Source organism: Mycobacterium syngnathidarum (assembly GCF_001942625.1).
GTDB lineage: Bacteria > Actinomycetota > Actinomycetes > Mycobacteriales > Mycobacteriaceae > Mycobacterium > Mycobacterium syngnathidarum.
In genome coordinates this window covers 222,956-245,811 of the sequence record NZ_MLCL01000089.1, presented here as the reverse complement: position 1 = coordinate 245,811, position 22,856 = coordinate 222,956, and the positions used below count along the sequence as shown (strand labels likewise).

The window sequence follows — 22,856 nt, the reverse complement described above, 5'->3', positions numbered from 1 at the left end:
CCGGGGCAGCACACCGTTGTCGAGGCAGTGACGGAGAGGAACCAGCGTGCAGCCCTCCGGAACAGCATCGATGCAGCCGGTGCCGTGGTTTCTCGCCACCACACCGTCCTCGAGCCCGGGGATGCTGCTGCGCCAGGCCGTCGCCGACAGGCTGGATGAGCACAGGGCCGGCCGGCGCGCCGTGCTCGTCGCCGCTCCCTCGGGGTTCGGCAAGACGGTCGCCGTCGCGCAGTGGGCCCTCGAGCGTCAACGGGCCGAACCGGGCTCAGTGGCGTGGCTGACGCTGACCGAGCGGGTCAACGACCGCAGGGATGTACAGCGCGGCATGTTGACCGCTTTGCTGAACAGCGCACGCGACGCGGGGGATGGCCCGCTGGACCAGTCCTTGTCCGGGGCGTTCGACTCAGCGTCGTACGATGCGGCGGTGGCCGCCCTCATGGCCATCGATCCGCGCCGGGACGTGACCATCGTGATCGACGACTTTCAGTTCGCGCGGTCGGTGTGGGGCGATGACGATGTGGTCGAGCTGGTCGAGAACGGGCCGCAGTGGCTGCGCTTCGTCCTGATCACGACCGACCCGGTCAGCCCGTCGTGGGCCCGGTTGCGGGTGCACGACAAGGTGGCGGTCATCGGTTCCGCCGATCTGGCCTTCACCCGCGATGACATCCAGGCGCTGGTGGAACAGCGCGATGCGTCGGCGCGGCCCGAGGACATCGAGCGAATCATGACGGCGAGCGGCGGCTGGCCCGGTGCGGTGCGCCTCATCCTGGTCAGCGGTGACGAAGCCGCGGCCTTCTCCGTCGATGTCGATCTCACCGACTACATCGACGCGGCGGTGCTGGCCCGGATACGGCCCGACCTGGCCGATTTCGCGCTCAAGGCCACCGTGTGCCCGCGCGTCGACGAACAGCTGGCGCGTACGCTCACCGGCCGGCCCGACAGCGGCGAGCTGCTCAACGACTGTATTGCTGCGGGTCTGTTCCTCGAGCGCATCGGGTCGGGGGAAAGTGCCGTCTATCAATGGCATTCGATCTTTGTCAAGCATTGTCAGGAGATCTTGAGGCGGCGAGACCCAGCGGACTGGAAGCAGCTCAACCGATTGGCGGCGGCCGAGCTGGCATCGAAGTACCCGTTGGAGGCAGTCGAGTTGTCGATTCGAGGTGACGACCGCACCGGATACGACGTCGTCGCCGATCACTGGCTCGAGCTGTTGCTGCAATCACGTTCGGGCGCACTCGATCTGGCCTGCGTACGGCTCGCCGAGGCCTTCGGCGAGACTCCTGAGATCCTGATGATCCGGTCCAGCTGTCGAGCCATGGCCGGCGACGACGTCACCGCGGCGCTGTTGTTCAATCGGGCCGCAAGGATGTCGCAGTCGGAGGCGGCGCCGGGGCGACTCGACCTCATCGCCGACCTCACCCAGCTCCTGATCTCTGACGACCGCGAGGTGATGGACCGAGCGGCGGGGCGCGTCGAGGTCGCTCTCTCGGACCGTGATCTGGTCGCGCCGCGCGTCTATGCGTGCGCGTTGTTCGTACTGGGCTGGGCGGATTCGCGGCTGCGGCGCAGCCCGACTCGCGGTTCGGCGTATCTGGAGGCCGCGGTGCACGAGTGTGCGGCTCTTGGGCTGCCGGAGGTGGCTCACCGGGCCCGGCAGAGCCTGGCCTTCGCGCTGGCCCACTCGGGCGAATTGGGCCGTGCGCAGCGGTCGCTGCACCTGGCCGTGTCATCCGACGAATCGACTCCCGAACTTTGGCTTTCGCACGACGGTGACGGTATCGAACGCTTCACGGCAGGCTGGATTCACTTCTGGCATGGTGAACTCGCCTCGGCCGTCGAGGATTTGATCCCGTCGAGCGGAACCGTCGGCGTCGGTTACCCCGACACGTCGCGGATGTTCCTGGCGTTCAGTGCGGCGACCTTGCGTGACAACCGTGTGCTCGCCGTCGCCGAGGCCGCCGTGGCCCGCATGCCCGATGCTGATACCCACGGAGTGCCGTGGATCAGCTACAAGACGGCCAGCCGTGCCCGGCTGGCCGAAGCCCGCGGTGATCGTGACCTCGCGTTGGAACTGGCCGCGAGTGTGGTTGGTTCTCAACATGTTCCGATGGTGTCGGCGGTGCTGGCCGGAATGTGCCGGCGTCTGGGTGTTCCCGATCTGGCCGATCGTCTGGCCGGCCAGGCGCTGGAGCCGCAGGTACCCGGTTACATCGCGGCCTATGCGCTGTACACGCTGGCGTTGCTGGCCTGGCAGGACGGGCGGGCTGAGCCGGCGCATGAGCGGATGGAAGAGATGTTGGCCGCCGCGTACCCGGAGCACGTGCGCTACCAGTTCGTCGACAACCCGGATTCGGTCTGCCAAGAACTGCTGGCCGCCCATCGCTCGTACACCGCGTACCCCGATTTCGTCGAGCAAGCCCTGCTGGCCAGCGAGCATCGTCGGCCGGATTCCGGTACAGCCGGCCTGACGCCACGTGAGCGTGAGATTCTGGCCTTCCTGCGAACGCCGATGACCATGCAGGAGATCGCCGGCAAGATGTCGATTTCGGTGAACACGCTCAAGACCCACCAGCGCGCCATCTATCGCAAACTCGGTGCGACCAACCGCAGGCAAGCCATCAACCGGGCGGCCCGCTAGCGTGGAGCGGTGACCGACGAACTCGTCAGCGTGTACGACACCGACGGCAATGTGGTTGGCGCGGCGCCTCGCTCACGGGTTTACGCCGAAGGTCTGTGGCATGCCAGTGCAGGCGTCTTGGTGCGTTCCGCGGATGGCGCGCGCATTTACGTCCATCGCCGCACCATGACCAAGGCGGTGTTCGCCGGTATGCACGACTGCCTGGCCGGCGGGGTTGTCGATCCGGGGGAGACCCCACACCAAGCCGCAACCCGGGAATTGGCCGAGGAACTCGGCATCAGCGGCGCCCCTTTGACGCCGCTTGCCTCGACAGCCTGGGACGGGCGGTGGGATGCAAAACCCATGCGCTGTCATCTGTTCGCGTTCGAAGTGCGCTGGGATGGCCCGATCCGCCATCAACCCGAGGAAATCGCGGATGGCTGGTGGTGGACCGATCAGGAACTCGCCGCGCACCTGGCCGATCCGGACTGGCCGTTCGTGCCGGACACCCGGGTGTTGATCCCGCAGTTGCTGCGCTTACGTCAACACCGTTGAGGTAGGGCGGGAAATCCTTCTTACTGGTGGTACCTCACCGTCAAGGAAGATTTCCGTGCAGACCGCATTTGAACGAAACGCTCCAGCTGCGAGCCTCGTCGATCACTCATTGGCCAACAGCGTGTTGCAGCCTTTCTGGCTCGACGACATGCCGGACCGGCTGGACTACCCGGTGTTGACCAGCGGCTCGTTGCACTACGACCTGGTCGTGGTCGGCGGCGGATACACCGGCCTGTGGTCCGCCCTGCTGGCGAAGCAGCGGGACCCGGGTATCCGGGTCGCCCTCGTCGAGGGGCAGACGGTCGGGTGGGCCGCGTCGGGCCGCAACGGCGGTTTCGTCGAGGCGTCGCTGACCCACGGTGCCGAGAACGGTCGCAGCCGCTGGCCGGAGGAGATCGATATCCTCGAGCGGCTGGGGCTGGAGAACCTCGACGGCATCGAGAAGACTGTCGAATCGCTCGGCCTCGATTGCGACTTTGAGCGGACCGGCTCGATCGCAGTCGCGGTCGAGCCGTACCAGGCTGCCGAGCTGGCCGGCGCCGCACTGCGGCCGGATCAGGTCTACTTCGATCAGCAGGCCATCTGCGGCGAAGTGCGCTCACCCACATACTTGGCCGGGGTGTGGTCGAAGGACGCTGCCGCGCTGGTCCATCCAGCCAAGCTCGCGAGCGAACTCGCCCGTGCCGCAGGGGCACTCGGTGTGGACATCTACGAGCACAGCAAGGTGCTGGGGCTCGATCAGGAGCGTCGCAGTGGGTCGCTCTCGGTGCGTACCGAACGGGTGTCGGTGCGTGCCGACCGAGTCGTCCTGGCGACCAACGGCTTTCCGTCACTGCTGAAGCGGTATCGCTACCACACGGTGCCGGTCTACGACTATGCCCTGATGACCGAACCGCTGACCGATTCTCAGCTGACCGAGATCGGTTGGAGTAACCGGCAGGGCATCAGCGACATGTCGAACCAGTTCCATTACTACCGGTTATCCAAGGACAACCGCATCCTGTGGGGCGGGTACGACGCGATCTATCACTTCGGTGGCCGGATCAGGCCTGAGTACGAGGACCGCGACGCCACCTATCGGCGCCTGGCCGGGCACTTCTTCACCACGTTCCCGCAACTGGAGGACGTCGCGTTCACCCACCGATGGGCCGGGGTGATCGACACCTCGACGCGGTTCTGCGCCTTCTTCGGCTCGGCGTACGGCGACCGGGTCGGATACGCCGCCGGTTTCACCGGGCTCGGTGTGGCGGCGACCCGGTTCGCCGCCGAGGTGATGCTCGATCGGTTCGCCGGTAAACCGACGGCCCGTACCGAGCTCGACATGGTCAAGTCCATGCCTCTGCCGTTCCCGCCGGAACCCTTGGCATCGGCCGGGATTCAGGCCACGCGCTGGTCGCTGGACCGTGCTGACCATCACGAGGGACGCCGTAACGTCCTGTTGAAGGCACTCGATTCCGTTGGGCTCGGGTTCGACTCGTAGTTGGTTCGCGCGCGCGCCGGTGCGGTGACGCCGCACAATGTCAGGAGGATGTTGACGTAAGCGCGCGCGAAGAAGGCAATACCGATGGCCAGAACACTGAAGTCTGAATCGCCGAAGCGACGGCGGCGGCAGACAAAGCAGGGCGTGGTGTTGTCGGAGGAGCTCATCGTCGGGGCCGCGTTGCGCGTGTTGCAGTACCACGGCGCCGCCGGTCTGACGGTGAGGCGCCTCGGCCTCGCGCTGGGGGCTGACCCGACCGCCCTGTACCGCTACTTCCGCGGCATCGAGGACGTGGTGCTCGCCATCACCGAGGAGTTGCTGCGCCGGGTGGCTGACGGGTGGGAACCGACCGGTCGGTGGCGGGAGGACATGAGGGAACTCGGGTTGCGCGTGCACCGCGTCTACGTCGAACACCCGCAGGCCGGGGTGCTTGCCGCGAGCCGGGTGACCGGTGGTGCCCACGAGATCCGGATCATCGAGACGGTCCTGGGATTGCTCCGCTCGGCCGGTTTTCCCGAGCGGGAAGCAGTCGAGGTGTACCACGCCTTCATCGACCAGATGCTGGGGTTCGCCGCGCTCGACGCCGCCTTCGAAGCCTTGCCGGTCGAACATCGCGAGCACGACGACGAGACGTGGCGCGACACGTATGCGCAGTTGCCGGCCGAGACTCACCCCAACATCGCCGCCACGAGCCGTTTTCTCGACGAGTCCATGCGGCGCAGCGGCTGTGAACCGGCCCTGGAGTTGCTGCTCGACGGCATCTCGTCGCGGCTGGACGCCTTCCGGTCTTAGCGGCTCAGACCGCGTTGGCCGCGATCGACGGCTCCGCCAGTTTCCCCGCTGAACACCCGCAAGCAGGTGTAATCTCCTCCGCGATCACTCTTACCGGTGCTGCATTGCCAACCAGGATGAGGTCGCCATGGCTACCGGATTCAACTCAGCGTTCAACGGCAAGATCGAGCTGGACATCAGGGATTCCGAACCGGACTGGGGGCCATACGCGGCACCCACCGCCGTCGAGAACGCCCCGAACGTGCTGTATCTGGTGTGGGACGACACCGGCATCGCCACCTGGGACTGTTTCGGTGGCCTGGTGGACATGCCCGCGATGAGCCGGATCGCCGAACGCGGAATTCGACTGTCGCAGTTCCACACCACCGCGCTGTGCTCACCCACTCGCGCCGCACTGCTCACGGGACGCAACGCCACCACGGTCGGGATGGCCACCATCGAGGAGTTCACCGACGGGTTCCCGAACTGCAACGGCCGGATTCCGTACGAGACCGCCCTGCTCTCGGAGGTGCTCGCCGAGAACGGCTACAACACCTACTGTGTGGGCAAGTGGCACCTGACTCCGCTGGAGGAGTCGAACCTCGCTGCGACCAAACGGCATTGGCCTTGTTCGCGGGGTTTCGAGCGGTTCTACGGATTCATGGGCGGCGAGACCGATCAGTGGTATCCGGACCTGATGTACGACAACCATCGGGTCGACCCGCCGGCCACGCCCGAGGAGGGCTATCACCTGTCGCGGGACCTGGCCGACAGGACCATCGAATTCATCCGCGATGCCAAGGTGATCGCCCCCGACAAACCTTGGTTCACCTACCTGTGTCCGGGCGCCGGGCACGCCCCGCATCATGTGTTCAAGGAGTGGGCCGACCGGTACGCCGGGCGGTTCGACATGGGCTACGAGGCTTACCGCAACATCGTGCTGGAGAACCAGAAGCGGCTCGGTATCGTGCCGGCCGACACCGAGCTCTCACCAGTAAATCCTTATGCGGAAGTCAAGGGGCCCAACGGCGAACCGTGGCCCGCGCAGGACACCGTCCGGCCGTGGGACACCTTGAGCGAAGACGAGAAACGGTTGTTCGCCCGCATGGCCGAGGTGTTCGCCGGGTTCCTGTCCTACACCGACGCCCAGATCGGCCGGGTGCTGGATTTCCTCGAAGAGACGGGGCAACTCGACAACACGATCATCGTGGTGATCTCCGACAACGGGGCCAGCGGGGAGGGCGGGCCGAACGGCTCGGTCAACGAGACCAAGTTCTTCAACGGCTACATCGACACCGCCGAGGAGGGGCTGCGGTTCGTCGACCGCCTGGGCTCACCGGAGACCTACAACCATTACCCGATCGGGTGGGCCATGGCGTTCAACACGCCCTACAAGCTGTTCAAGCGCTACGCCTCCCACGAGGGTGGCATCGCTGACACCGCAATCATCTCCTGGCCCAAAGGCATTCGCGCCCATGGTGCGGTGCGTGACAACTATGTCAACGTTTGCGACATCACCCCGACGATCTACGACCTGCTCGACATCACGCCGCCGGCCAGCGTGCGCGGCGTTCCGCAGAAACCGCTTGACGGTGTGAGCTTCAAAGTGGCCCTGGACAACCCGGAGGCGCCGACGGGCAAGGAGACGCAGTTCTACACCATGCTCGGCACCCGGGGCATCTGGCACAAGGGTTGGTTCGCCAACACCGTCCACGCCGCGACGCCGTCGGGGTGGTCGCACTTCGACGCCGACCGATGGGAGCTCTTCCACATCGAAACCGACCGCAGCCAGTGCCGTGACCTGGCCGACGAAGAGCCCGACCGGCTCGCCGAACTGAAACAGCTGTGGTTCAGCGAGGCCGACAAGTACAACGGCCTGCCGTTGGCCGACCTCAACATCCTCGAGACGATGACCCGGCGGCGGCCCTACCTGGTCGGCGAGCGGTCCCGCTACACCTATTACCCGCACACCGCGGAGGTAGGACTGGGTGCGGCCGCCGAACTGCGCGGGCAGTCGTTCACCGTGCTGGCCGATGTCACGGTGGACGGCGCCGACGCTCAGGGCGTGTTGTTCAAACAGGGTGGCGCGCACGGCGGTCACGTGCTGTTCCTGGCCGACGGGCACCTGCACTACGTCTACAACTTCCTCGGCGAATACGAGCAGTCGTTGGTCTCGCCCGATCCGATTCCGTTGGGGCGGCACATATTCGGCGTCCAGTACGTGCGGGCCGGCACCGTCGAGGGCAGTCACACGCCATTGGGTGACACCACCCTGTACGTCGACGACACCGCGGTGGCCACGCTGGCCGGGATGCAGACCCACCCGGGCATGTTCGCGCTCGCCGGTGGCGGCATCTGTATCGGCCGCAACACCGGATCCGCAGTGTCCCGGCAATACCGGGCACCGTTCGCGTTCACCGGCGGTACCATCGGGCAGGTCACCGTCGACCTGTCCGGCGAGCCGTACCAGGACCTGGAGCGCGAACTCGCCGTCGTGTTCGCCAAGGACTGAGCGGATGAACGCCATGCTGATCCACTTGGGTACGGGCGCGATTGCCGTCGCGGCATTGTCAGCCTGTGGCAGCAGCCCCGTCGAGGGACCACGTGCCTCGACGACGATTCCCAGAACGACCCCGACCGACCCAACGCCACCCCGGACCACGACGACGTCTGCGGACGCGACATCGTCGGCGCCGTCGTTCGAGATGCCGGCCTACGGCGTCGAACCGACCACCACCCGGGTGCTCGCGCCTGGTGAGGTCACCTGTCCGGCCCCGGGTGGACCCGCCGTCACCGTCTACAGCTCGGTGCCGGGCTCGCCGACGCTCACCGTCGAGATCCCGGCGGGGTTCACCGAGGTGACATCGCACGGCGAGGGGGCGAAGTTGGCCGGGCCCGCCGGGATGACCGTCGAGATCACGCTCAGCCCGACGAACAAGGACGCCAAGGATGCGTTCGCGCAATACAGCGACGATCGGGTCGCGAAGTACCCGATCAACAGCGTCAGCGTGATACCCGGTGACCTTTGTGGTTACAGCGGCCAGGAGCTGATCGGCATCCTGGCCGAGCAGCCGGGCAAGGGCACCGAGTACGCCGATCGGATCGTTCACCTGTGGACCGGCAGCGGCGATTACCTGGCGGTCGTGCGCCTCGAAGCGCCAAGCGGGACAGCGGGATTCGACGAAGCCAGGCCGGCGGTGCTGGCCGACTTCGGAATCACCATGCCGGGCTGAACCGGTCGTTCATCGGTTCCGACTAGCCTCGTGCCGTGGCCACCGAACTGATCGAGCTTCCCGGCGGGACCTTCCGGATGGGTTCGACGGCGTTCTACCCGGAAGAGGCGCCGGTGCACCCCACGACCGTCGCCGCCTTCGCCATCGAGAAGGACCCCGTCACCACCGCGCAGTTCGGCGCATTCGTCGAGGCCACCGGATACGTCACGATCGCCGAACGCCCGATGGATCCAGAGCTGTATCCCGGGGTGGACGAGGCCGACCTGGTGCCCGGTGCCCTGGTGTTCAGGCCCACCGACGGCCCCGTCGACCTGCGGGATTGGCGCCAGTGGTGGGACTGGGCGCCCGGCGCCAACTGGCGGCATCCCTTCGGGCCCGATCGTGACCCGGCCGCGCCTGACCACCCCGTCGTGCAGGTGGCCTACCCCGATGCCGCGGCGTACGCGGCGTGGGCCGGGCGGCGCCTGCCCACCGAAGCCGAGTGGGAGTACGCAGCCCGCGGGGGAGTCGAGGGCACCTATGCCTGGGGCGACGAGGTGACCCCCGGCGGCCAGTTGATGGCCAATACCTGGCAGGGGCGGTTCCCATACCGCAACGAGGGCGCGCTCGGCTGGCGCGGCACCTCGCCGGTCGGAAGTTTCCCGGCCAACGGGTTCGGGTTGTCGGACATGATCGGCAACGTGTGGGAGTGGACCACCACGCGGTTCACCGGACAGCACCGGCCAGCGGCCGACGCGCCGGCGTGCTGCCCACCGCCGTCCGACCCGGATCCCATGGTCAACCAGGTGCTCAAGGGCGGTTCGCACCTGTGCGCACCGGAGTACTGCCACCGGTACCGTCCGGCGGCACGGTCGCCGCAGTCACAGGACAGCTCGACCACACACATCGGATTTCGCTGCGTGAAGTCTTGAAGCTTTGTCAGTGCAGGGGAGTTTGATGGGCGGCATCCGCCTTCTTGGCCTGGGGGGGGCGAGGCGCAGGCTTGGGTGACGTTGATCGTTGGAGGCCTGGCGGCGATCGGCGTGATCGTCACCTGGCAGCAGAAGAACAAGGCCGACCGACGGAGCGAGTGGTGGCGACGCACCACCTGGGCGCTGGAGCGCACGTTCACCCCGGATGACATCCAAGCGGAGGTCGGGTGGAGCGCGCTGACGTCGAGCGGTCTCACCGCACGCTCGAGAGGAAACGTCGGCGATTTGGCGCATTCGCGGTGCTCACCTAGTATGTAGGGGTTGCCTTGGGCAGACCTCGGTTGACTGCTGTTCTGAGTCAGCCCCGCGTGCCCTTCGGAAACAAAGACCGCGCACGTCCAGGTCGGTATCTGGCGTGCATACAAAACCAGGTCAGGAGATCGAGTGATTCAGCAGGAATCGCGGTTGAAGGTCGCCGACAACACGGGCGCCAAGGAGATCTTGTGCATCCGCGTGCTCGGTGGCTCATCGCGACGCTACGCAGGCATCGGTGATGTTATCGTCGCGACCGTCAAGGACGCCATCCCCGGCGGCAACGTCAAGCGCGGCGATGTCGTCAAGGCCGTCGTGGTGCGCACCGTCAAGGAGCGCCGCCGTGCCGATGGCAGCTACATCAAGTTCGACGAGAACGCGGCCGTGATCATCAAGGCCGACAACGACCCCCGCGGGACCCGCATCTTCGGGCCCGTCGGCCGGGAACTGCGCGAGAAGCGCTTCATGAAGATCGTCTCGCTGGCGCCGGAGGTTTTGTAATGAAGGTCCACAAGGGCGACACCGTGCTGGTGGTCTCGGGCAAGGACAAGGGCGCGAAGGGCAAGGTCATCGAGGCCTATCCGACCCGCGACAAGGTCCTCGTCGAGGGCGTCAACCGGATCAAGAAGCACACCGCGCAGTCGCAGAACGAGCGCGGCGCATCGTCGGGCGGCATCGTCACCCAGGAAGCCGCGATCCACGTGTCCAACGTGATGGTCGTCGATTCCGACGGCAAGCCGACCCGTGTGGGTTACCGCGTCGATGAGGAGACCGGCAAGAAGGTCCGCATCGCCAAGACCAATGGCAAGGACATCTGATGACTGCACCAGAGAAGGTTCAGCCCCGGCTGAAGCAGCGCTACCGCGAAGAGATCCGTGAGGCGCTGAACAAGCAGTTCGAGTTCGACAACGTCATGCAGATCCCGGGCGTCGTCAAGGTCGTCGTCAACATGGGTGTCGGCGACGCCGCCCGTGACGCCAAGCTGATCAACGGCGCGGTCAACGACCTGGCCCTGATCACCGGCCAGAAGCCGGAGATCCGCAAGGCCCGCAAGTCCATCGCACAGTTCAAGCTGCGTGAGGGCATGCCCATCGGCGCCCGCGTCACCCTGCGTGGTGACCGGATGTGGGAGTTCCTGGACCGGCTGATCTCCATCGCCCTGCCCCGTATCCGCGACTTCCGCGGCCTGAACGCCAAGCAGTTCGACGGCACCGGTAACTACACCTTCGGCCTCAACGAGCAGTCGATGTTCCACGAGATCGACGTGGATTCCATCGACCGTCCCCGCGGCATGGACATCACCGTCGTCACCTCGGCGACCAACGACGACGAAGGCCGTGCGCTGCTGAAGGCGCTGGGCTTCCCCTTCAAGGAGAACTGAGCACATGGCAAAGAAGGCGTTGATCCACAAGGCCAACAAGAAGCCCAAGTTCGCGGTCCGCGCGTACACGCGGTGCAACAAGTGCGGTCGTCCGCACTCGGTTTACCGCAAGTTCGGGCTGTGCCGTATCTGCCTGCGCGAGATGGCGCACGCGGGTGAGCTGCCCGGCGTGCAGAAGTCCAGCTGGTAACCAGCAGACACCGCGCGCGAGCGCAAGCAGACCACAGACCAATCCAAACAGGTTGCGGAAGGCCCTGACCAGGGAACCGCCGCGAGGAAGGTGAGCCGGTTGTCATGACGATGACTGACCCGATCGCAGACTTTTTGACACGTCTGCGCAACGCCAATTCGGCGTACCACGATGAGGTGACTCTGCCCCACTCGAAGCTCAAGGCGAACATCGCCGAGATCCTCAAGAAAGAGGGCTACATCAACGACTACCGCACCGAGGATGCTCGTGTCGGCAAGTCTCTGGTGGTCTCGCTCAAGTACGGCCCCAGCCGTGAGCGCAGCATCGCCGGCCTGCGACGGGTGTCCAAGCCCGGCCTGCGGGTCTACGCAAAATCCACCAATTTGCCTCGGGTGCTCGGCGGCCTGGGCGTGGCGATCATCTCCACGTCCTCGGGCCTGCTGACCGACCGCCAGGCATCACGACAGGGCGTGGGCGGCGAAGTCCTCGCTTACGTCTGGTAGGGGGCAGCAGAACATGTCGCGTATTGGAAAGCAGCCGGTTCCGGTTCCCGCCGGGGTCGATGTGACGATCGACGGCCGCAACGTCTCGGTCAAGGGCCCCAAGGGCACCCTGGTCCTGGACGTCGCCGAGCCGATCACCGTCGAACGCAACGAAGACGGCGCCATTGTGGTGAGCCGTCCCGACGATGAACGACGCAGTCGCTCCCTGCACGGGCTGTCCCGCACCCTGGTGGCCAACCTGGTCACCGGCGTCACCGAGGGCTACAACCAGAAGATGGAGATCTTCGGCGTCGGCTACCGCGTCCAGCTCAAGGGCTCCAGCCTGGAGTTCGCACTCGGTTACAGCCACCCCGTGGTGATCGAGGCGCCCGAGGGCATCACGTTCGCTGTCGAGACGCCCACCAAGTTCTCGGTCTCGGGCATCGACAAGCAGAAGGTCGGTCAGATCTCGGCGGTCATCCGCCGCCTGCGCCGCCCCGACCCATACAAGGGCAAGGGTGTGCGTTACGAGGGTGAGCAGATCCGCCGCAAGGTCGGAAAGACAGGTAAGTAAGTCATGGCTACTACAAAGACTGACGCAGCAGCTGTCACGAAGAAGAAGCCGGTGGGGCAGAACATCTCTGAGGCCCGCCGCAACTCCCGGCTGCGCCGGCATGCCCGGTTGCGCAAGAAGGTCTCCGGCACCGCCGAGACCCCGCGTCTGGTGGTCAACCGCTCGGCACGGCACATCCACGTCCAGCTCGTCGACGACCTGGAAGGCGTCACGCTGGCTGCCGCCTCGTCGATCGAGGCCGACGTGCGTGCGGTCGAAGGCGACAAGAAGGCACACAGCGTTCGGGTCGGTCAGCTGATCGCCGAGCGCGCCAAGGCTGCCGGCGTCGAGACCGTGGTGTTCGACCGTGGTGGCTATACCTATGGCGGCCGGATCGCCGCGCTGGCGGATGCCGCGCGCGAGGGCGGGCTGAAATTCTGATGACTGTCAACGAGAGGACTGCATGATGGCCGAGCAGGCAGGAGCCGCTCCGGCGCAGGAGAACCGTGGCGGCCGCGGCCGTCGCGACGACCGCGGTGGCCGTGGCGGCCGCGACAGCGGCGAGAAGAGCAATTACATCGAGCGCGTGGTGTCGATCAACCGCGTCTCCAAGGTGGTCAAGGGTGGTCGGCGCTTCAGCTTCACCGCTCTGGTCATCGTCGGTGACGGCAAGGGCATGGTCGGCGTCGGCTACGGCAAGGCCAAGGAAGTTCCGGCCGCCATCGCCAAGGGTGTCGAGGAAGCTCGCAAGAACTTCTTCCGCGTCCCGCTGATCGGTGGCACCATCGTCCACCCGGTCCAGGGTGAAGCGGCCGCCGGTGTGGTCATGCTGCGCCCGGCCAGCCCCGGTACCGGTGTGATCGCCGGTGGCGCGGCCCGTGCCGTGCTGGAATGCGCCGGGGTGCACGACATCCTGGCCAAGTCGCTGGGCAGCGACAACGCGATCAACGTGGTGCACGCCACCGTTGCCGCGCTGAAGATGATCCAGCGGCCGGAAGAGGTGGCGGCCCGTCGCGGCCTGCCCCTCGAGGACGTGGCGCCGGCCGGCATGCTGAAGGCCCGGCGCGAGAGCGAAGCGCTGGCTGCCGCAGCAGCGCGTGAGGGATCGGCATAACCATGGCAGAACTCAAGATCACGCAGGTGCGCGGAACCATCGGCGCACGCTGGAAGCAGCGCGAAAGCCTGCGCACCCTGGGGCTGAAGAAGATCCGTCAGTCCGTGGTTCGTGAGGACAACGCGCAGACCCGCGGTCTGATCAAGACTGTGCATCACCTCGTTGATGTGGAAGTGGTGGAGTCCTAATGTCTGTTATCAAACTGCACGACCTGAAGCCCGCTCCCGGGGAGAAGAAGGCCAAGACCCGCGTCGGTCGTGGTGAGGGCTCCAAGGGTAAGACTGCCGGTCGTGGTACCAAGGGCACCAAGGCCCGCAAGAACGTCCCCGCGACGTTCGAGGGTGGCCAGATGCCGATCCACATGCGGCTCCCGAAGCTCAAGGGTTTCAAGAACCGCTTCCGGACCGAGTACGAGGTCGTCAACGTCGGCGACATCGCCAAGGCCTTCCCGCAGGGCGGCACCATCGGTGTCGACGAGCTGGTGTCCAAGGGCCTGGTTCGCAAGAACAGCCTGGTCAAGGTTCTCGGCGACGGCAAGTTGGCCGTCAAGGTCGAGGTGACCGCCAACAAGTTCAGCGGTAGCGCCCGCGAGGCGATCACCGCTGCCGGCGGTTCGGCCACCGAACTGTAATTACTGCGCGAGCAGACGCAAAACTGCCCCAAAACTTCGGTTTTGGGGCAGTTTTGTTGGGGGCCCTCCCGCTCGCGGGGGACTGCTCGGCTAACTGCCGGGCGCGCGCGCAAGGTGCGGATCGGTAGGCTCGATTCATGTTCGCCTTTCTCCCCGGGATACCGGGCCAGGACGATCTCAAGGTGTTGGCCCGGCGGATCGACACCGCCCGTCACAATGGAGTCCCCAGCGGATGCGTGCTGGAGTTGGATCTGCTGTCGATACCGCCGGAGACCGCCGGCTTCGACCCGCTGGCGATGATCGCGGGTGGCGGCCGGCCGCTCGTGCTGCGGCAGGCCATCGCGGCAATCCACCGAGCCGCTGAGGATGATCGGGTGGCCGGACTGATCGCGCGGGTGCAGCTTCCCGCCGCCGCGCCAGGTCCGGTGCAGGAACTGCGGGCCGCCATAGCGGAATTCAGTGACACCAAGCCCACATTGGCCTGGGCCGAGACCTACCCGGGCACGCTGTCGTACTACCTGGCTTCGGCGTTCCGCGAGGTCTGGATGCAGCCGTCGGGAACGGTGGGCCTGGTCGGTTTCGCCACCAATGCGATGTTCCTGCGAGACGCGCTCGACAAGGTGGGTATCGAGCCACAGTTCGTCGCGCGCGGTGAATACAAGTCGGCTGCAAACGTTTTCACCGAGGATCGCTACACCGATGCACAGCGCGAGGCCGACGGCCGGATGATCGAGAGCCTGCAGTCGCAGGTGTGGCAGGGCATCGCCGAATCCCGCCAGTTGAGCACCGAGGCGGTCAACGCACTGGCCGACCGGGCACCCGTGCTGCGCGATGATGCGGTGACGGCCGGTCTGGTCGACCGCATCGGGTTCCGCGACGAGGCCTATGCGCGTATCGGCGAACTGTCAGGCGGCCCGGTCGAGGCCGGTATCGACGCCGACAACCATCCGGATGCCTCGCCGCGACTTTATCTTTCGCGATACGCACGGACGTCTCCCAAGGTCCCCGCGCCGCAGATCCCGGGCCGCAAATCCAAGCCGACGATCGCGGTGGTGACCTTGCACGGCCCCATCGTCAGCGGCCGCGGCGGACCGCAGGTACTTCCGATCGGCAATTCCAGTGCCGGCGGCGACACCATCGCCGCGGCACTGCGTGAGGCTGCCGCCGACGACGATGTCTCGGCGATCGTCCTGCGTGTGGACAGCCCGGGCGGGTCGGTCAGTGGCTCGGAAACCATTTGGCGCGAGGTGGTTCGGGCCCGTGAGCGGGGGAAGCCCGTCGTTGCCTCGATGGGCGCGGTCGCCGCGTCGGGTGGTTACTACGTGTCGATGGCCGCCGACGAGATCGTGGCCAACGCAGGCACCCTCACCGGATCGATCGGCGTGATCACCGGCAAGCTGATCTCACGTGAGCTCAAGGACAAGCTCGGGGTTGGCTCGGATTCCTTGCGTACCAACCCCAATGCCGATGCCTGGTCGTCGAATGCACCGTTCACCGACGAACAGCACACCCAGATCGAAGCCGAGACCGGCCTGCTGTACCGAGATTTCATCGCCCGGGTGGCCGAAGGTCGCAAACTGGCGGTCGAGGAGGTCGACGAGGTGGCCCGGGGCCGGGTGTGGACCGGTGCCGACGCCAAGGAGCGTGGGCTGGTCGACGAGCTCGGAGGTCTGCGTACCGCGATCACCCGCGCGAAGGTCCTTGCCGGCCTCGATCCGGACACCAAGGTCCGAGTGCTGACCTATCCCGGATCGTCCTTGCTGGACATGCTGCGGCCGAAGCCTTCCTCCCAACCGGCAGCCGCATCGGTGCCGCTCGCGGTCGGTGCACTCTTCGGGCAAGCGGCGGTGCGAGCCGTTGAGGGCTTCGAGCGTTCCATGACCGGTACCAACGCGTTGTGGGTTGGGGATCACCGGTTCTGACTCCCGGCGGCGGTTACGAGGTGGTAACTGCGCCCGGAGCGACGCGGTAAGGCTGATAACGTCAGGTCTGGCAACTGATGAATTGTCGACGAGACGACGGCCTGGTCCTGCGGTGATCCGCTCAGTCCAGCCGTAAGAGAATGCACGGTGGGAGCGGTGTCGTCTGACACTTGGAGGAACCGTGCCTGCGCGAAAGAGCCCGATGAAGGGCTTCGGCGACAAACCAGACCTCGACCACCGTGATCCCGAGCCGGACGCGCCCGAACCCGGGGTGCTCAGACGAGCGATTGCCGCATCGGCGATCGGCAACGCCACCGAATGGTTCGACTACGGTATCTACGCCTACGGCGTTGGCTACATTTCGGCGGCCATCTTTCCCGGTGACGCGCAGCAGGCGACCCTGCTGGCGTTGGCCACCTTCGCCATCTCGTTCCTGGTGCGCCCCCTGGGCGGATTTGTGTGGGGTCCGTTGGGGGATCGAGTCGGCCGCCGACAGGTATTGGCCATCACCATTGTCCTGATGGCCGGTGCGACGTTCTGTGTCGGGCTGGTCCCGTCCTACGACATGATCGGGATGTGGGCGCCGGCGTTGATGGTCCTGCTCCGCATGGTTCAGGGATTCTCGACCGGCGGCGAGTACGGCGGCGCCGCGACGTTCATGGCCGAATATGCACCGTCGCGGCGGCGCGGATTCCTCGGTAGTTTCCTCGAATTCGGTACGTTGGCCGGATTCTCGCTCGGCGCGCTGTTGATGCTGGGCTTCTCGGTGCTACTCAGCGACGATCAGATGGGTTCCTGGGGTTGGCGTTTGCCGTTCCTGGTTGCCGCCCCACTCGGCCTCGTCGGTGTTTACCTGCGGTCCAAATTGGAGGACACGCCGATCTTCCGTGAACTCGAGCAAAGCGGGGAGCGGGAGGGCAGCCCGGTGTCCGAGCTCAAGGATCTGGTCGTCGAGTACTGGGGTCCCATCCTGCGATTGGCCGGCCTGGTGGTCGCGCTCAACGTGGTCAACTACACGCTGCTGACCTACATGCCGACCTATCTCGAGCAGACAATCGGTCTGTCGAGCCGTCATTCGCTGATCGTCCCCATCATCGGGATGTTGTCGATGATGGTGTTCCTGCCGGTGGCCGGCTACATCTCCGATCGGGTGGGCCGAAAACCGATGTGGTGGTTCTCGCTGGTCGGGCTGTTCATCGCCGGAATTCCGACGTTCCTGTTGATGTCGACGAACATGGTCGGCGCGATCATCGGGTTCGCGGTGCTGGGCCTGCTGTATGTGCCACAGTTGTCGACGATTTCGGCAACCTTCCCGGCAATGTTTCCCACCCAGGTCCGCTACGCCGGGTTCGCGATCGCCTACAACGTGTCGACCTCCGTATTCGGTGGCACTGCTCCGGCGGTCAACGACTGGCTGGTGGGGTTGACCGGCGACAAGTTGGTCCCCGCGTACTACATGATGATCGCGTGTGTCATCGGAGCGCTGGCATTGATCAAGGTGCCCGAAACTGCTCGGTGCCCGATCAGTGGCACCGAGATACCTGGAACCCCGGAGGCGCCGGCACAGCTGGATTACGACACCGAGGCCGACGCGTCGGCAGGGTCAGCCGGCCGGTAGCCGGGCGATCAGCCGTTCCACGGCGTCCTCCATGTGGGTCAGCATCACCTTGTCGGTCAACGCGACATCGCCGGACCGGATGGCACTGGCCAGTGTCTGATGCTCGCTGACCCGGTCGGTGGGGGAGCCGTAGGTGTCGGCCAGCGCGTGTACGCACATCCTGGTTTCCACCAGGAACGTCTGGTGCAGACGGGACAGCCGCGGGCTCCCCGCAAGCTCCACCAGCAACTCGTGGAAGCGCATGTCGGCCTCGCTGGCCTCGTCCAGGTCCTCGGCCGCAGCCATCTCGTCGACGATCGCGAGCAAGGCATCCCCGGCGCTCGCATAGTCGCCCTGCAGGATCTGGCGGCTCGCCGTGCGCTCGATCGCCTCGCGGGCCAGGTACATGTCGCGAATCTCGCCGGTGTCCATGTTGTTGACGAACACTCCGCGGTTGCGGATCGAGATCAGCAGCCCTTCCTGGGTAAGGCGCTGCATGCCTTCCCGCAGGGGCCCGCGGCTGACTCCGAACTTGCGCGCGAGTTCGGCCTCCCCGAGTTGGGTGCCCGGAACCAGCTCGCCGTACGCGATGGCCTGCCGGAGCTTCTCGGCGACGATGCTCGGCGTCGACTCCTGCTCGACGGGGGTGATGAAGTCGGTCACAGTTGCGCTCCGAACAGCCGGCCCATCCCGGGGAGCGCCGGCACCGGGCCGATCAGCTGCAGGCCTTTCCACACCGTGACCTGATTTGCGGTGAGGACCGGTTTTCCGACGGCGGATTCCAGTCGGTCGATGAAACTCATTGTGTGCATGGCGGTGTCGGGCACCAGGACGGCCTCGGCGTCGGGGTGGTCGGCCGCCCGGACCATCGCGAGCACCTCGGCCTGCTCCAGCCGGCCCACTTCCGCCGCGGTGATGATGCCGTGGCTGCCGATCGAGACCACGTTGACTCCGCCGCCGGACAGAAAAGCGACGAAGTGTGCCGCGACATCCTCGGGATACGAGGCGGCCACCGATACGCGGTGGATGTCCAGGTGCCGCAAAGCATCTACGAATGCGATCGATGTCGACGATGCGGGGACGCCCGAAGCGGCAGACACCGCGTCGGCCTGGCGTCGGGCACCGTCGCGGCCGAAGACGAAACTGCCTGAGGTACAAGCCCACATCATCGAGTCCGGACGGGACGGGCCCAGGCGGGCCACCCCGTCGGCGAGGCGTTCGGTGCGGCCGAGGTCGAGGAGGGCGTCGACACGATGTGCATCCTCGCCGACCGAGGTGATCGCCACCGGCAGGCGCAGCGTCCCAGGCAGGCGTGCCTGCAGTGCACCGAAGTCGTCCTCGGCGCTGTGGCCGGGATAGAGGATCCCCACCGTCGCCATGCAGTCTCCTTTCGCTTGTCTGCGTTCAGGTTTCCAGCAGCCGCTGACCGGGGCCGACGGCTTTGCGCCCGGCCACCGCCAGGGCCGCCCACATGGTCACCTGGTTGGCGGTGACCACCGGTTTGCCCAATTCACGCTCCAGCGGGGCGATCAGATCGTAGGTCGGCAGGTTCGTGCAGCTGATGACGATGGCCTGCGCATCCGAACAGTCGGTGGCACAGACCAACTCGGCCGTGGTGCGGTACGGAACCGCCCAGATCCGCGATGTCATTCCCAGGCCCGCGGTGGCGGCCACCTCGATACCGGCCTCCATCAGATAACTGGTCAGCCCGCTCGTCAGGTCGGCGGTGTAGGGCGTCACGGTCGCGACCGTTCGCACCCCGAGGTGGCGGAGTGCGGCGAGCATGGAGCCGCTGGTGGTCACGGCAGCAGGGGCTCCGGCGGCCCGCATCGCCGTGACCAAGGCGGCTTCACCGGCCATGCCTTTGACGAAGCTTCCCGCGGTACATGCATACGCCGTCACCAACGGTGAGACCGCGAGCACGTTCGCGGCACCGGCCTCGACCTGCTCGGGTTCGGAGACATGCACCGCCATGTCGACCGTCACCTGCATCGGGGCGTACCGCAACCGGGTGACGTACAGGCTGACGTCATTGGGCACCCAGCGCCACAGTTCGCGGTCGAGCGCGAAGTCGTGAGGCGTCACAACGCCGATCCCCACCTGCTGCAACGGTGGGGGAGGAACGACATCCTCGAGCGTCATGTCCATAGTGTGAGGCCGAGGGGGCAAACCGGCAACAGATTGTTGACAATCATACGAATGCGTTCCTAGCCTCGGAACGATGCCGCCTCTCGCAGCCCGCCCCGTGATCGCGGTGTTGTGCGAGCGTGAGAGCGACCGGGTGCCGGGGCTGGCCGACGTGGACGCGGAGTTCCGCTACTGCGACGCCGCCGGGCTGAAGCAGGCCGTCACGGGCGCTCGGGCGGTGCTGCTGTGGGATTACTTCTCCACCGCACTGCGTGAGGCATGGGAATGCGCGGACACCCTCGAGTGGATCCACATCGCGGCGGCCGGCGTCGACACCTTGCTGTTCGACGGGTTGCGGGAGTCCGACGTCGTGGTCACCAACGCCCGCGGCGTATTCGACCGTCCCATAGCCGAATACGTGCTCGGCGCAGTCATCGCCCATGCCAAGGGCAGCCAGGCCAGCCACGACCACCAAAGGCGTCATGAGTGGAGCTACCGGGAGACTCGCAGTATCACGGGCGCGAACGCCCTCGTGGTCGGGACCGGCGGCATCGGCCGCGAGATCGCGCGTCTGCTGCGCGCGGCCGGCCTGTCCGTGCGGGGCGCCGGGCGCGTGGCGGTCGACGAGGATCCGGATTTCGGAACCGTGGTGGCCACTGCCGAGCTGGCCGAGGCCGTCGGTTGGTGCGATCACCTGGTGCTGGCCGCGCCGCTCACCCCGGCGACCGAGGGACTCGTCGACGCGACCGTGCTGAAGGCGATGAAATCCGATGCGCACCTTGTCAATATCGCGCGTGGCCCGATCGTCGACGAGGACGCACTGCTTGCCGCGTTGACCGAGCACCGCATCGGCGGAGCCACCCTCGACGTGTTCAGTACCGAACCGCTACCGGCCGAACACCCGTTGTGGGACGCGCCCGGTGCCGTCGTCACCGCGCACATGTCCGGCGACGTCGTCGGCTTTCGTGACATCCTGGCGGCGCAGTTCACCGACAATGCGCGCCGCTGGCTGGCCGGGCAGCCGCTGCTGAACGTGGTGGACAAGACGCTGGGGTACGTGCCGGGGGATGTGCGGTGAGCATCCCGCAGGCGGTCGAGTTGGTTGAGGCCTACCGCGCCAAGACGATATCTCCGGTGGAGGCCACCGAGGAGGCCCTGCGCGCCATCGACCGACACGACGATGCGGTGAACGCCTTTGTGCTCGTCGATCCCGACAATGCGCTGGCCTGCGCGCGGAGATCCGAAAAGCGTTGGTATGCAGGCGATCCCCTCGGCCCGGCCGACGGAGTCCCGACCTCGATAAAGGATGCGCTGTGGACCGCGGGCTGGCCGACCCTACGTGGCAGCTGGCTCATCGACGACGCAGGCCCCTGGCAGGAGGATGCGCCCAGTGCGGCCCGGCTGCGCGAATCCGGTGCGGTGCTGCTCGGAAAGACCACCACACCGGAGTTCTCGTGGAAGGGCGTCACCGACTCCCCGCGTTACGGGGTGACCGCAAACCCGTGGAATCCCGCCATGACCGCAGGCGGATCGAGCGGGGGAAGCGCGGCCGCTGTGGCACTCGGAATGGGCCCGTGGTCGGTCGGCACCGACGGCGGCGGTTCCGTGCGCATCCCCGCCGCGTTCACCGGCACCGTCGCACTCAAACCCACCTACGGCCTGATTCCGCTGTATCCACCCAGCCCGTTCGGCACGCTCTCGCACGCCGGCCCGATGGCCCGCACGGTCGCCGACGTTGCCGCATTACTGGACGTGATCACCGGGTTCGACGCGCGAGACTGGTCGGCGATGCCCTCTCCGAGTTCGTCATTCGGGGCCGCCCTCAGCGGGGGAATCGCCGGACTGCGCATCGCCTATTCGCCGAACCTCGGCTTCGGTGCCAACGATCCCGAGGTCGACGCCGCGGTGCGCGCCGCGGTGGACGTGCTCGCGGCGGCGGGCGCCCACGTCGAGCAGGTGGACCCCGGCTTCACCGACCCGGTGCACGCCTTCCACGTGCTGTGGTTCGCCGGCGAGGCAAAGGTGTTGGAAGGCAAGCTGACCGGCCCGGCCGCCGAGCGTCTGGATCCCGGCCTGCGCCGTACGGCCACGACCGGGGCGGGCTTCACCGCGTCGGACTACCTCGACGCGACCGCTGTCCGGATGAAGCTCGGCGAGCTGATGGGCAGGTTCCACCAGGCCTACGACCTCCTCGTCACCCCGACGCTGCCGCTGACCGCGTTTCCGGTCGGCCAGGATGTGCCCGACGGTTCGACCTCACCGGATTGGACGAGCTGGACGCCCTACACCTACCCGTTCAATCTGACTCAGCAGCCCGCACTTTCGGTGCCGTGCGGGTTCACCACGGCCGGCCTGCCCGTCGGGCTGCAGATCGTGGGACCGCGCCACGCCGATGCGCTGGTGCTCCGCGCCGGGCAGGTCTACCAGGACGCCACGGACTGGCACCGCCGGGTGCCGGTGCTGCTCACCGAGGAGGTTGCATGAGCCGGTTGATCACGGTGTCGCTGGACAAACGCGGAGTCAGTTGCGTCGCCAGGCTTCTCGACGAAGCGGCGCCGCGCACCTGCGCCGCCGTGTGGGACGCCCTGCCGCTGGCCGCGCAGGTGTTCCACGGCAAGTACGCCCGCAACGAGATCTACACGCTGCTACCGGCATTCGGCTCCGACCCCGGCAAAGAGAACACCACTGTCACCCCGATACCGGGCGACCTGTGCTGGTTCTCGTTCGACTCCGACGATCTGGGCAACCCCGCGTACGGATACGAGGACAGCGCCGGCACGGGAACCACCGGCGCGATCGTGGACCTGGCGCTGTTCTACGGTCGCAACAACCTGCTGATCAACGGCGACCAGGGCTGGGTGCCCGGTAACGTGTTCGGCGAGATCATCGACGGGCTCGACGACATGGCGGCAGCGTGCCAGGACCTGTGGATGGGTGGAGCCAGGGGCGAGACCCTGCGCTTTGCCAGGGTCTCCTGACG

General features: G+C 66.5%; 26 protein-coding genes. 23 read left to right on the top strand and 3 right to left on the bottom strand.

What is annotated here, in order from left to right:
* Positions 1-46 precede the first annotated feature (46 nt).
* The 20 genes from BKG60_RS27130 (at position 47) to BKG60_RS27035 (ending at position 17,770) form a co-directional block, all read left to right on the top strand.
* Positions 47-2,638 (top strand): winged helix-turn-helix domain-containing protein, encoded by a 2,592-nt coding sequence (locus BKG60_RS27130; RefSeq protein ID WP_131823367.1) that lies wholly within the window; start codon positions 47-49, stop codon positions 2,636-2,638.
* A gap of 9 nt (positions 2,639-2,647) precedes the next feature.
* A complete protein-coding gene (locus BKG60_RS27125; protein WP_070944286.1) occupies positions 2,648-3,172 on the top strand; it encodes an NUDIX domain-containing protein in 525 nt (174 codons plus the stop codon).
* Positions 3,173-3,227: 55 nt separating this feature from the next.
* A complete protein-coding gene (locus BKG60_RS27120) occupies positions 3,228-4,652 on the top strand; it encodes an NAD(P)/FAD-dependent oxidoreductase (RefSeq protein WP_070944285.1) in 1,425 nt (474 codons plus the stop codon).
* An 84-nt stretch (positions 4,653-4,736) separates the two neighbouring features.
* A complete protein-coding gene (locus BKG60_RS27115) occupies positions 4,737-5,444 on the top strand; it encodes a TetR/AcrR family transcriptional regulator (protein WP_070944284.1) in 708 nt (235 codons plus the stop codon).
* A gap of 127 nt (positions 5,445-5,571) precedes the next feature.
* The gene (locus BKG60_RS27110) at positions 5,572-7,935 is read left to right on the top strand and encodes an arylsulfatase (RefSeq protein ID WP_070944283.1); all 2,364 of its coding nucleotides are present in this window, start codon (positions 5,572-5,574) and stop codon (positions 7,933-7,935) included.
* Between the two features lie 4 nt (positions 7,936-7,939).
* The gene (locus BKG60_RS32625) at positions 7,940-8,656 is read left to right on the top strand and encodes a hypothetical protein (RefSeq protein WP_239251645.1); all 717 of its coding nucleotides are present in this window, start codon (positions 7,940-7,942) and stop codon (positions 8,654-8,656) included.
* Between the two features lie 35 nt (positions 8,657-8,691).
* Positions 8,692-9,567 (top strand): formylglycine-generating enzyme family protein, encoded by an 876-nt coding sequence (locus BKG60_RS27100; protein ID WP_070944282.1) that lies wholly within the window; start codon positions 8,692-8,694, stop codon positions 9,565-9,567.
* 75 nt (positions 9,568-9,642) lie between these two features.
* Positions 9,643-9,885, top strand: coding sequence for a hypothetical protein (locus tag BKG60_RS27095; RefSeq protein ID WP_075910218.1), 243 nt, complete (start codon positions 9,643-9,645; stop codon positions 9,883-9,885).
* A gap of 126 nt (positions 9,886-10,011) precedes the next feature.
* Entirely contained in the window at positions 10,012-10,380 is a 369-nt protein-coding gene (gene rplN, locus BKG60_RS27090; protein ID WP_003883432.1) for a 50S ribosomal protein L14, read from the top strand.
* Positions 10,380-10,697, top strand: coding sequence for a 50S ribosomal protein L24 (gene rplX, locus BKG60_RS27085; RefSeq protein ID WP_003883431.1), 318 nt, complete (start codon positions 10,380-10,382; stop codon positions 10,695-10,697). The genes rplN and rplX overlap by 1 nt, the downstream gene beginning before the upstream one ends.
* Positions 10,697-11,260, top strand: a complete 564-nt coding sequence (rplE, locus tag BKG60_RS27080) for a 50S ribosomal protein L5 (protein ID WP_070186319.1) — start codon at positions 10,697-10,699, stop codon at positions 11,258-11,260. The genes rplX and rplE overlap by 1 nt, the downstream gene beginning before the upstream one ends.
* Before the next feature lie 4 nt (positions 11,261-11,264).
* A complete protein-coding gene (locus tag BKG60_RS27075) occupies positions 11,265-11,450 on the top strand; it encodes a type Z 30S ribosomal protein S14 (protein ID WP_003883429.1) in 186 nt (61 codons plus the stop codon).
* 104 nt (positions 11,451-11,554) lie between these two features.
* Positions 11,555-11,953, top strand: coding sequence for a 30S ribosomal protein S8 (rpsH, locus tag BKG60_RS27070; RefSeq protein WP_070186318.1), 399 nt, complete (start codon positions 11,555-11,557; stop codon positions 11,951-11,953).
* Between the two features lie 13 nt (positions 11,954-11,966).
* Positions 11,967-12,506, top strand: coding sequence for a 50S ribosomal protein L6 (rplF, locus tag BKG60_RS27065; protein ID WP_070944281.1), 540 nt, complete (start codon positions 11,967-11,969; stop codon positions 12,504-12,506).
* Between the two features lie 3 nt (positions 12,507-12,509).
* The gene (rplR, locus tag BKG60_RS27060; RefSeq protein ID WP_070186316.1) at positions 12,510-12,926 is read left to right on the top strand and encodes a 50S ribosomal protein L18; all 417 of its coding nucleotides are present in this window, start codon (positions 12,510-12,512) and stop codon (positions 12,924-12,926) included.
* A gap of 25 nt (positions 12,927-12,951) precedes the next feature.
* Complete coding sequence (gene rpsE, locus BKG60_RS27055) at positions 12,952-13,599, top strand: 30S ribosomal protein S5 (protein ID WP_075910301.1); 648 nt, start codon at positions 12,952-12,954, stop codon at positions 13,597-13,599.
* Positions 13,600-13,601: 2 nt separating this feature from the next.
* Positions 13,602-13,787, top strand: a complete 186-nt coding sequence (gene rpmD, locus BKG60_RS27050) for a 50S ribosomal protein L30 (protein ID WP_070186314.1) — start codon at positions 13,602-13,604, stop codon at positions 13,785-13,787.
* Complete coding sequence (gene rplO, locus BKG60_RS27045) at positions 13,787-14,230, top strand: 50S ribosomal protein L15 (protein WP_070944280.1); 444 nt, start codon at positions 13,787-13,789, stop codon at positions 14,228-14,230. The genes rpmD and rplO overlap by 1 nt, the downstream gene beginning before the upstream one ends.
* A gap of 137 nt (positions 14,231-14,367) precedes the next feature.
* Positions 14,368-16,152, top strand: a complete 1,785-nt coding sequence (gene sppA, locus BKG60_RS27040) for a signal peptide peptidase SppA (protein WP_070944279.1) — start codon at positions 14,368-14,370, stop codon at positions 16,150-16,152.
* 202 nt (positions 16,153-16,354) lie between these two features.
* Positions 16,355-17,770: an MFS transporter gene (locus BKG60_RS27035; RefSeq protein WP_075910217.1), complete on the top strand. Its 1,416-nt coding sequence runs from the start codon at positions 16,355-16,357 to the stop codon at positions 17,768-17,770.
* On the opposite strand, the gene BKG60_RS27030 is transcribed toward BKG60_RS27035, so the two are convergent.
* Genes BKG60_RS27030 through BKG60_RS27020 form a run of 3 tightly spaced genes read right to left on the bottom strand, consistent with a single transcriptional unit; the run spans position 17,756 to position 19,891 of the window.
* On the bottom strand, positions 17,756-18,412 hold the full coding sequence (locus BKG60_RS27030) for a GntR family transcriptional regulator (protein ID WP_070186310.1): 657 nt from the start codon (positions 18,410-18,412) through the stop codon (positions 17,756-17,758). The genes BKG60_RS27035 and BKG60_RS27030 overlap by 15 nt on opposite strands.
* Positions 18,409-19,128 carry a maleate cis-trans isomerase family protein gene (locus tag BKG60_RS27025; protein WP_207549546.1) on the bottom strand — a complete coding sequence of 240 codons (720 nt, stop codon included), beginning with the start codon at positions 19,126-19,128 and terminating at the stop codon, positions 18,409-18,411. The genes BKG60_RS27030 and BKG60_RS27025 overlap by 4 nt, the downstream gene beginning before the upstream one ends.
* A gap of 25 nt (positions 19,129-19,153) precedes the next feature.
* Positions 19,154-19,891, bottom strand: a complete 738-nt coding sequence (locus BKG60_RS27020; protein ID WP_239251643.1) for a maleate cis-trans isomerase family protein — start codon at positions 19,889-19,891, stop codon at positions 19,154-19,156.
* Between the two features lie 79 nt (positions 19,892-19,970).
* Between BKG60_RS27020 and BKG60_RS27015 the strand changes: the two genes are divergently transcribed.
* From BKG60_RS27015 to BKG60_RS27005, 3 genes are read left to right on the top strand one after another with little or no spacing between them, the layout of a single operon-like run.
* Positions 19,971-20,954, top strand: a complete 984-nt coding sequence (locus BKG60_RS27015; protein ID WP_070944277.1) for a D-2-hydroxyacid dehydrogenase — start codon at positions 19,971-19,973, stop codon at positions 20,952-20,954.
* Complete coding sequence (locus BKG60_RS27010; RefSeq protein WP_239251641.1) at positions 20,951-22,360, top strand: amidase; 1,410 nt, start codon at positions 20,951-20,953, stop codon at positions 22,358-22,360. The genes BKG60_RS27015 and BKG60_RS27010 overlap by 4 nt, the downstream gene beginning before the upstream one ends.
* Positions 22,357-22,854, top strand: coding sequence for a DUF3830 family protein (locus BKG60_RS27005; protein ID WP_070944276.1), 498 nt, complete (start codon positions 22,357-22,359; stop codon positions 22,852-22,854). The genes BKG60_RS27010 and BKG60_RS27005 overlap by 4 nt, the downstream gene beginning before the upstream one ends.
* Positions 22,855-22,856 lie beyond the last annotated feature (2 nt).

What these genes read in the sequence shown, in the direction of transcription:
- rpmD (WP_070186314.1), top strand. Translation starts at nt 13,602, where the DNA reads ATGGCAGAACTCAAGATCACGCAGGTGCGCGGAACCATCGGCGCACGC.
- BKG60_RS27005 (WP_070944276.1), top strand. Translation starts at nt 22,357, where the DNA reads ATGAGCCGGTTGATCACGGTGTCGCTGGACAAACGCGGAGTCAGTTGC.
- rplO (WP_070944280.1), top strand. Translation starts at nt 13,787, where the DNA reads ATGTCTGTTATCAAACTGCACGACCTGAAGCCCGCTCCCGGGGAGAAG.
- rplX (WP_003883431.1), top strand. Translation starts at nt 10,380, where the DNA reads ATGAAGGTCCACAAGGGCGACACCGTGCTGGTGGTCTCGGGCAAGGAC.
- rpsE (WP_075910301.1), top strand. Translation starts at nt 12,952, where the DNA reads ATGGCCGAGCAGGCAGGAGCCGCTCCGGCGCAGGAGAACCGTGGCGGC.
- BKG60_RS27075 (WP_003883429.1), top strand. Translation starts at nt 11,265, where the DNA reads ATGGCAAAGAAGGCGTTGATCCACAAGGCCAACAAGAAGCCCAAGTTC.
- sppA (WP_070944279.1), top strand. Translation starts at nt 14,368, where the DNA reads ATGTTCGCCTTTCTCCCCGGGATACCGGGCCAGGACGATCTCAAGGTG.
- BKG60_RS27020 (WP_239251643.1), bottom strand. Translation starts at nt 19,891, where the DNA reads ATGACGCTCGAGGATGTCGTTCCTCCCCCACCGTTGCAGCAGGTGGGG.
- BKG60_RS27110 (WP_070944283.1), top strand. Translation starts at nt 5,572, where the DNA reads ATGGCTACCGGATTCAACTCAGCGTTCAACGGCAAGATCGAGCTGGAC.
- BKG60_RS27025 (WP_207549546.1), bottom strand. Translation starts at nt 19,128, where the DNA reads ATGGCGACGGTGGGGATCCTCTATCCCGGCCACAGCGCCGAGGACGAC.
- rplR (WP_070186316.1), top strand. Translation starts at nt 12,510, where the DNA reads ATGGCTACTACAAAGACTGACGCAGCAGCTGTCACGAAGAAGAAGCCG.
- rplF (WP_070944281.1), top strand. Translation starts at nt 11,967, where the DNA reads ATGTCGCGTATTGGAAAGCAGCCGGTTCCGGTTCCCGCCGGGGTCGAT.
- BKG60_RS27115 (WP_070944284.1), top strand. Translation starts at nt 4,737, where the DNA reads ATGGCCAGAACACTGAAGTCTGAATCGCCGAAGCGACGGCGGCGGCAG.
- BKG60_RS32625 (WP_239251645.1), top strand. Translation starts at nt 7,940, where the DNA reads ATGAACGCCATGCTGATCCACTTGGGTACGGGCGCGATTGCCGTCGCG.
- rplE (WP_070186319.1), top strand. Translation starts at nt 10,697, where the DNA reads ATGACTGCACCAGAGAAGGTTCAGCCCCGGCTGAAGCAGCGCTACCGC.
- rpsH (WP_070186318.1), top strand. Translation starts at nt 11,555, where the DNA reads ATGACGATGACTGACCCGATCGCAGACTTTTTGACACGTCTGCGCAAC.
- BKG60_RS27015 (WP_070944277.1), top strand. Translation starts at nt 19,971, where the DNA reads ATGCCGCCTCTCGCAGCCCGCCCCGTGATCGCGGTGTTGTGCGAGCGT.
- BKG60_RS27035 (WP_075910217.1), top strand. Translation starts at nt 16,355, where the DNA reads ATGAAGGGCTTCGGCGACAAACCAGACCTCGACCACCGTGATCCCGAG.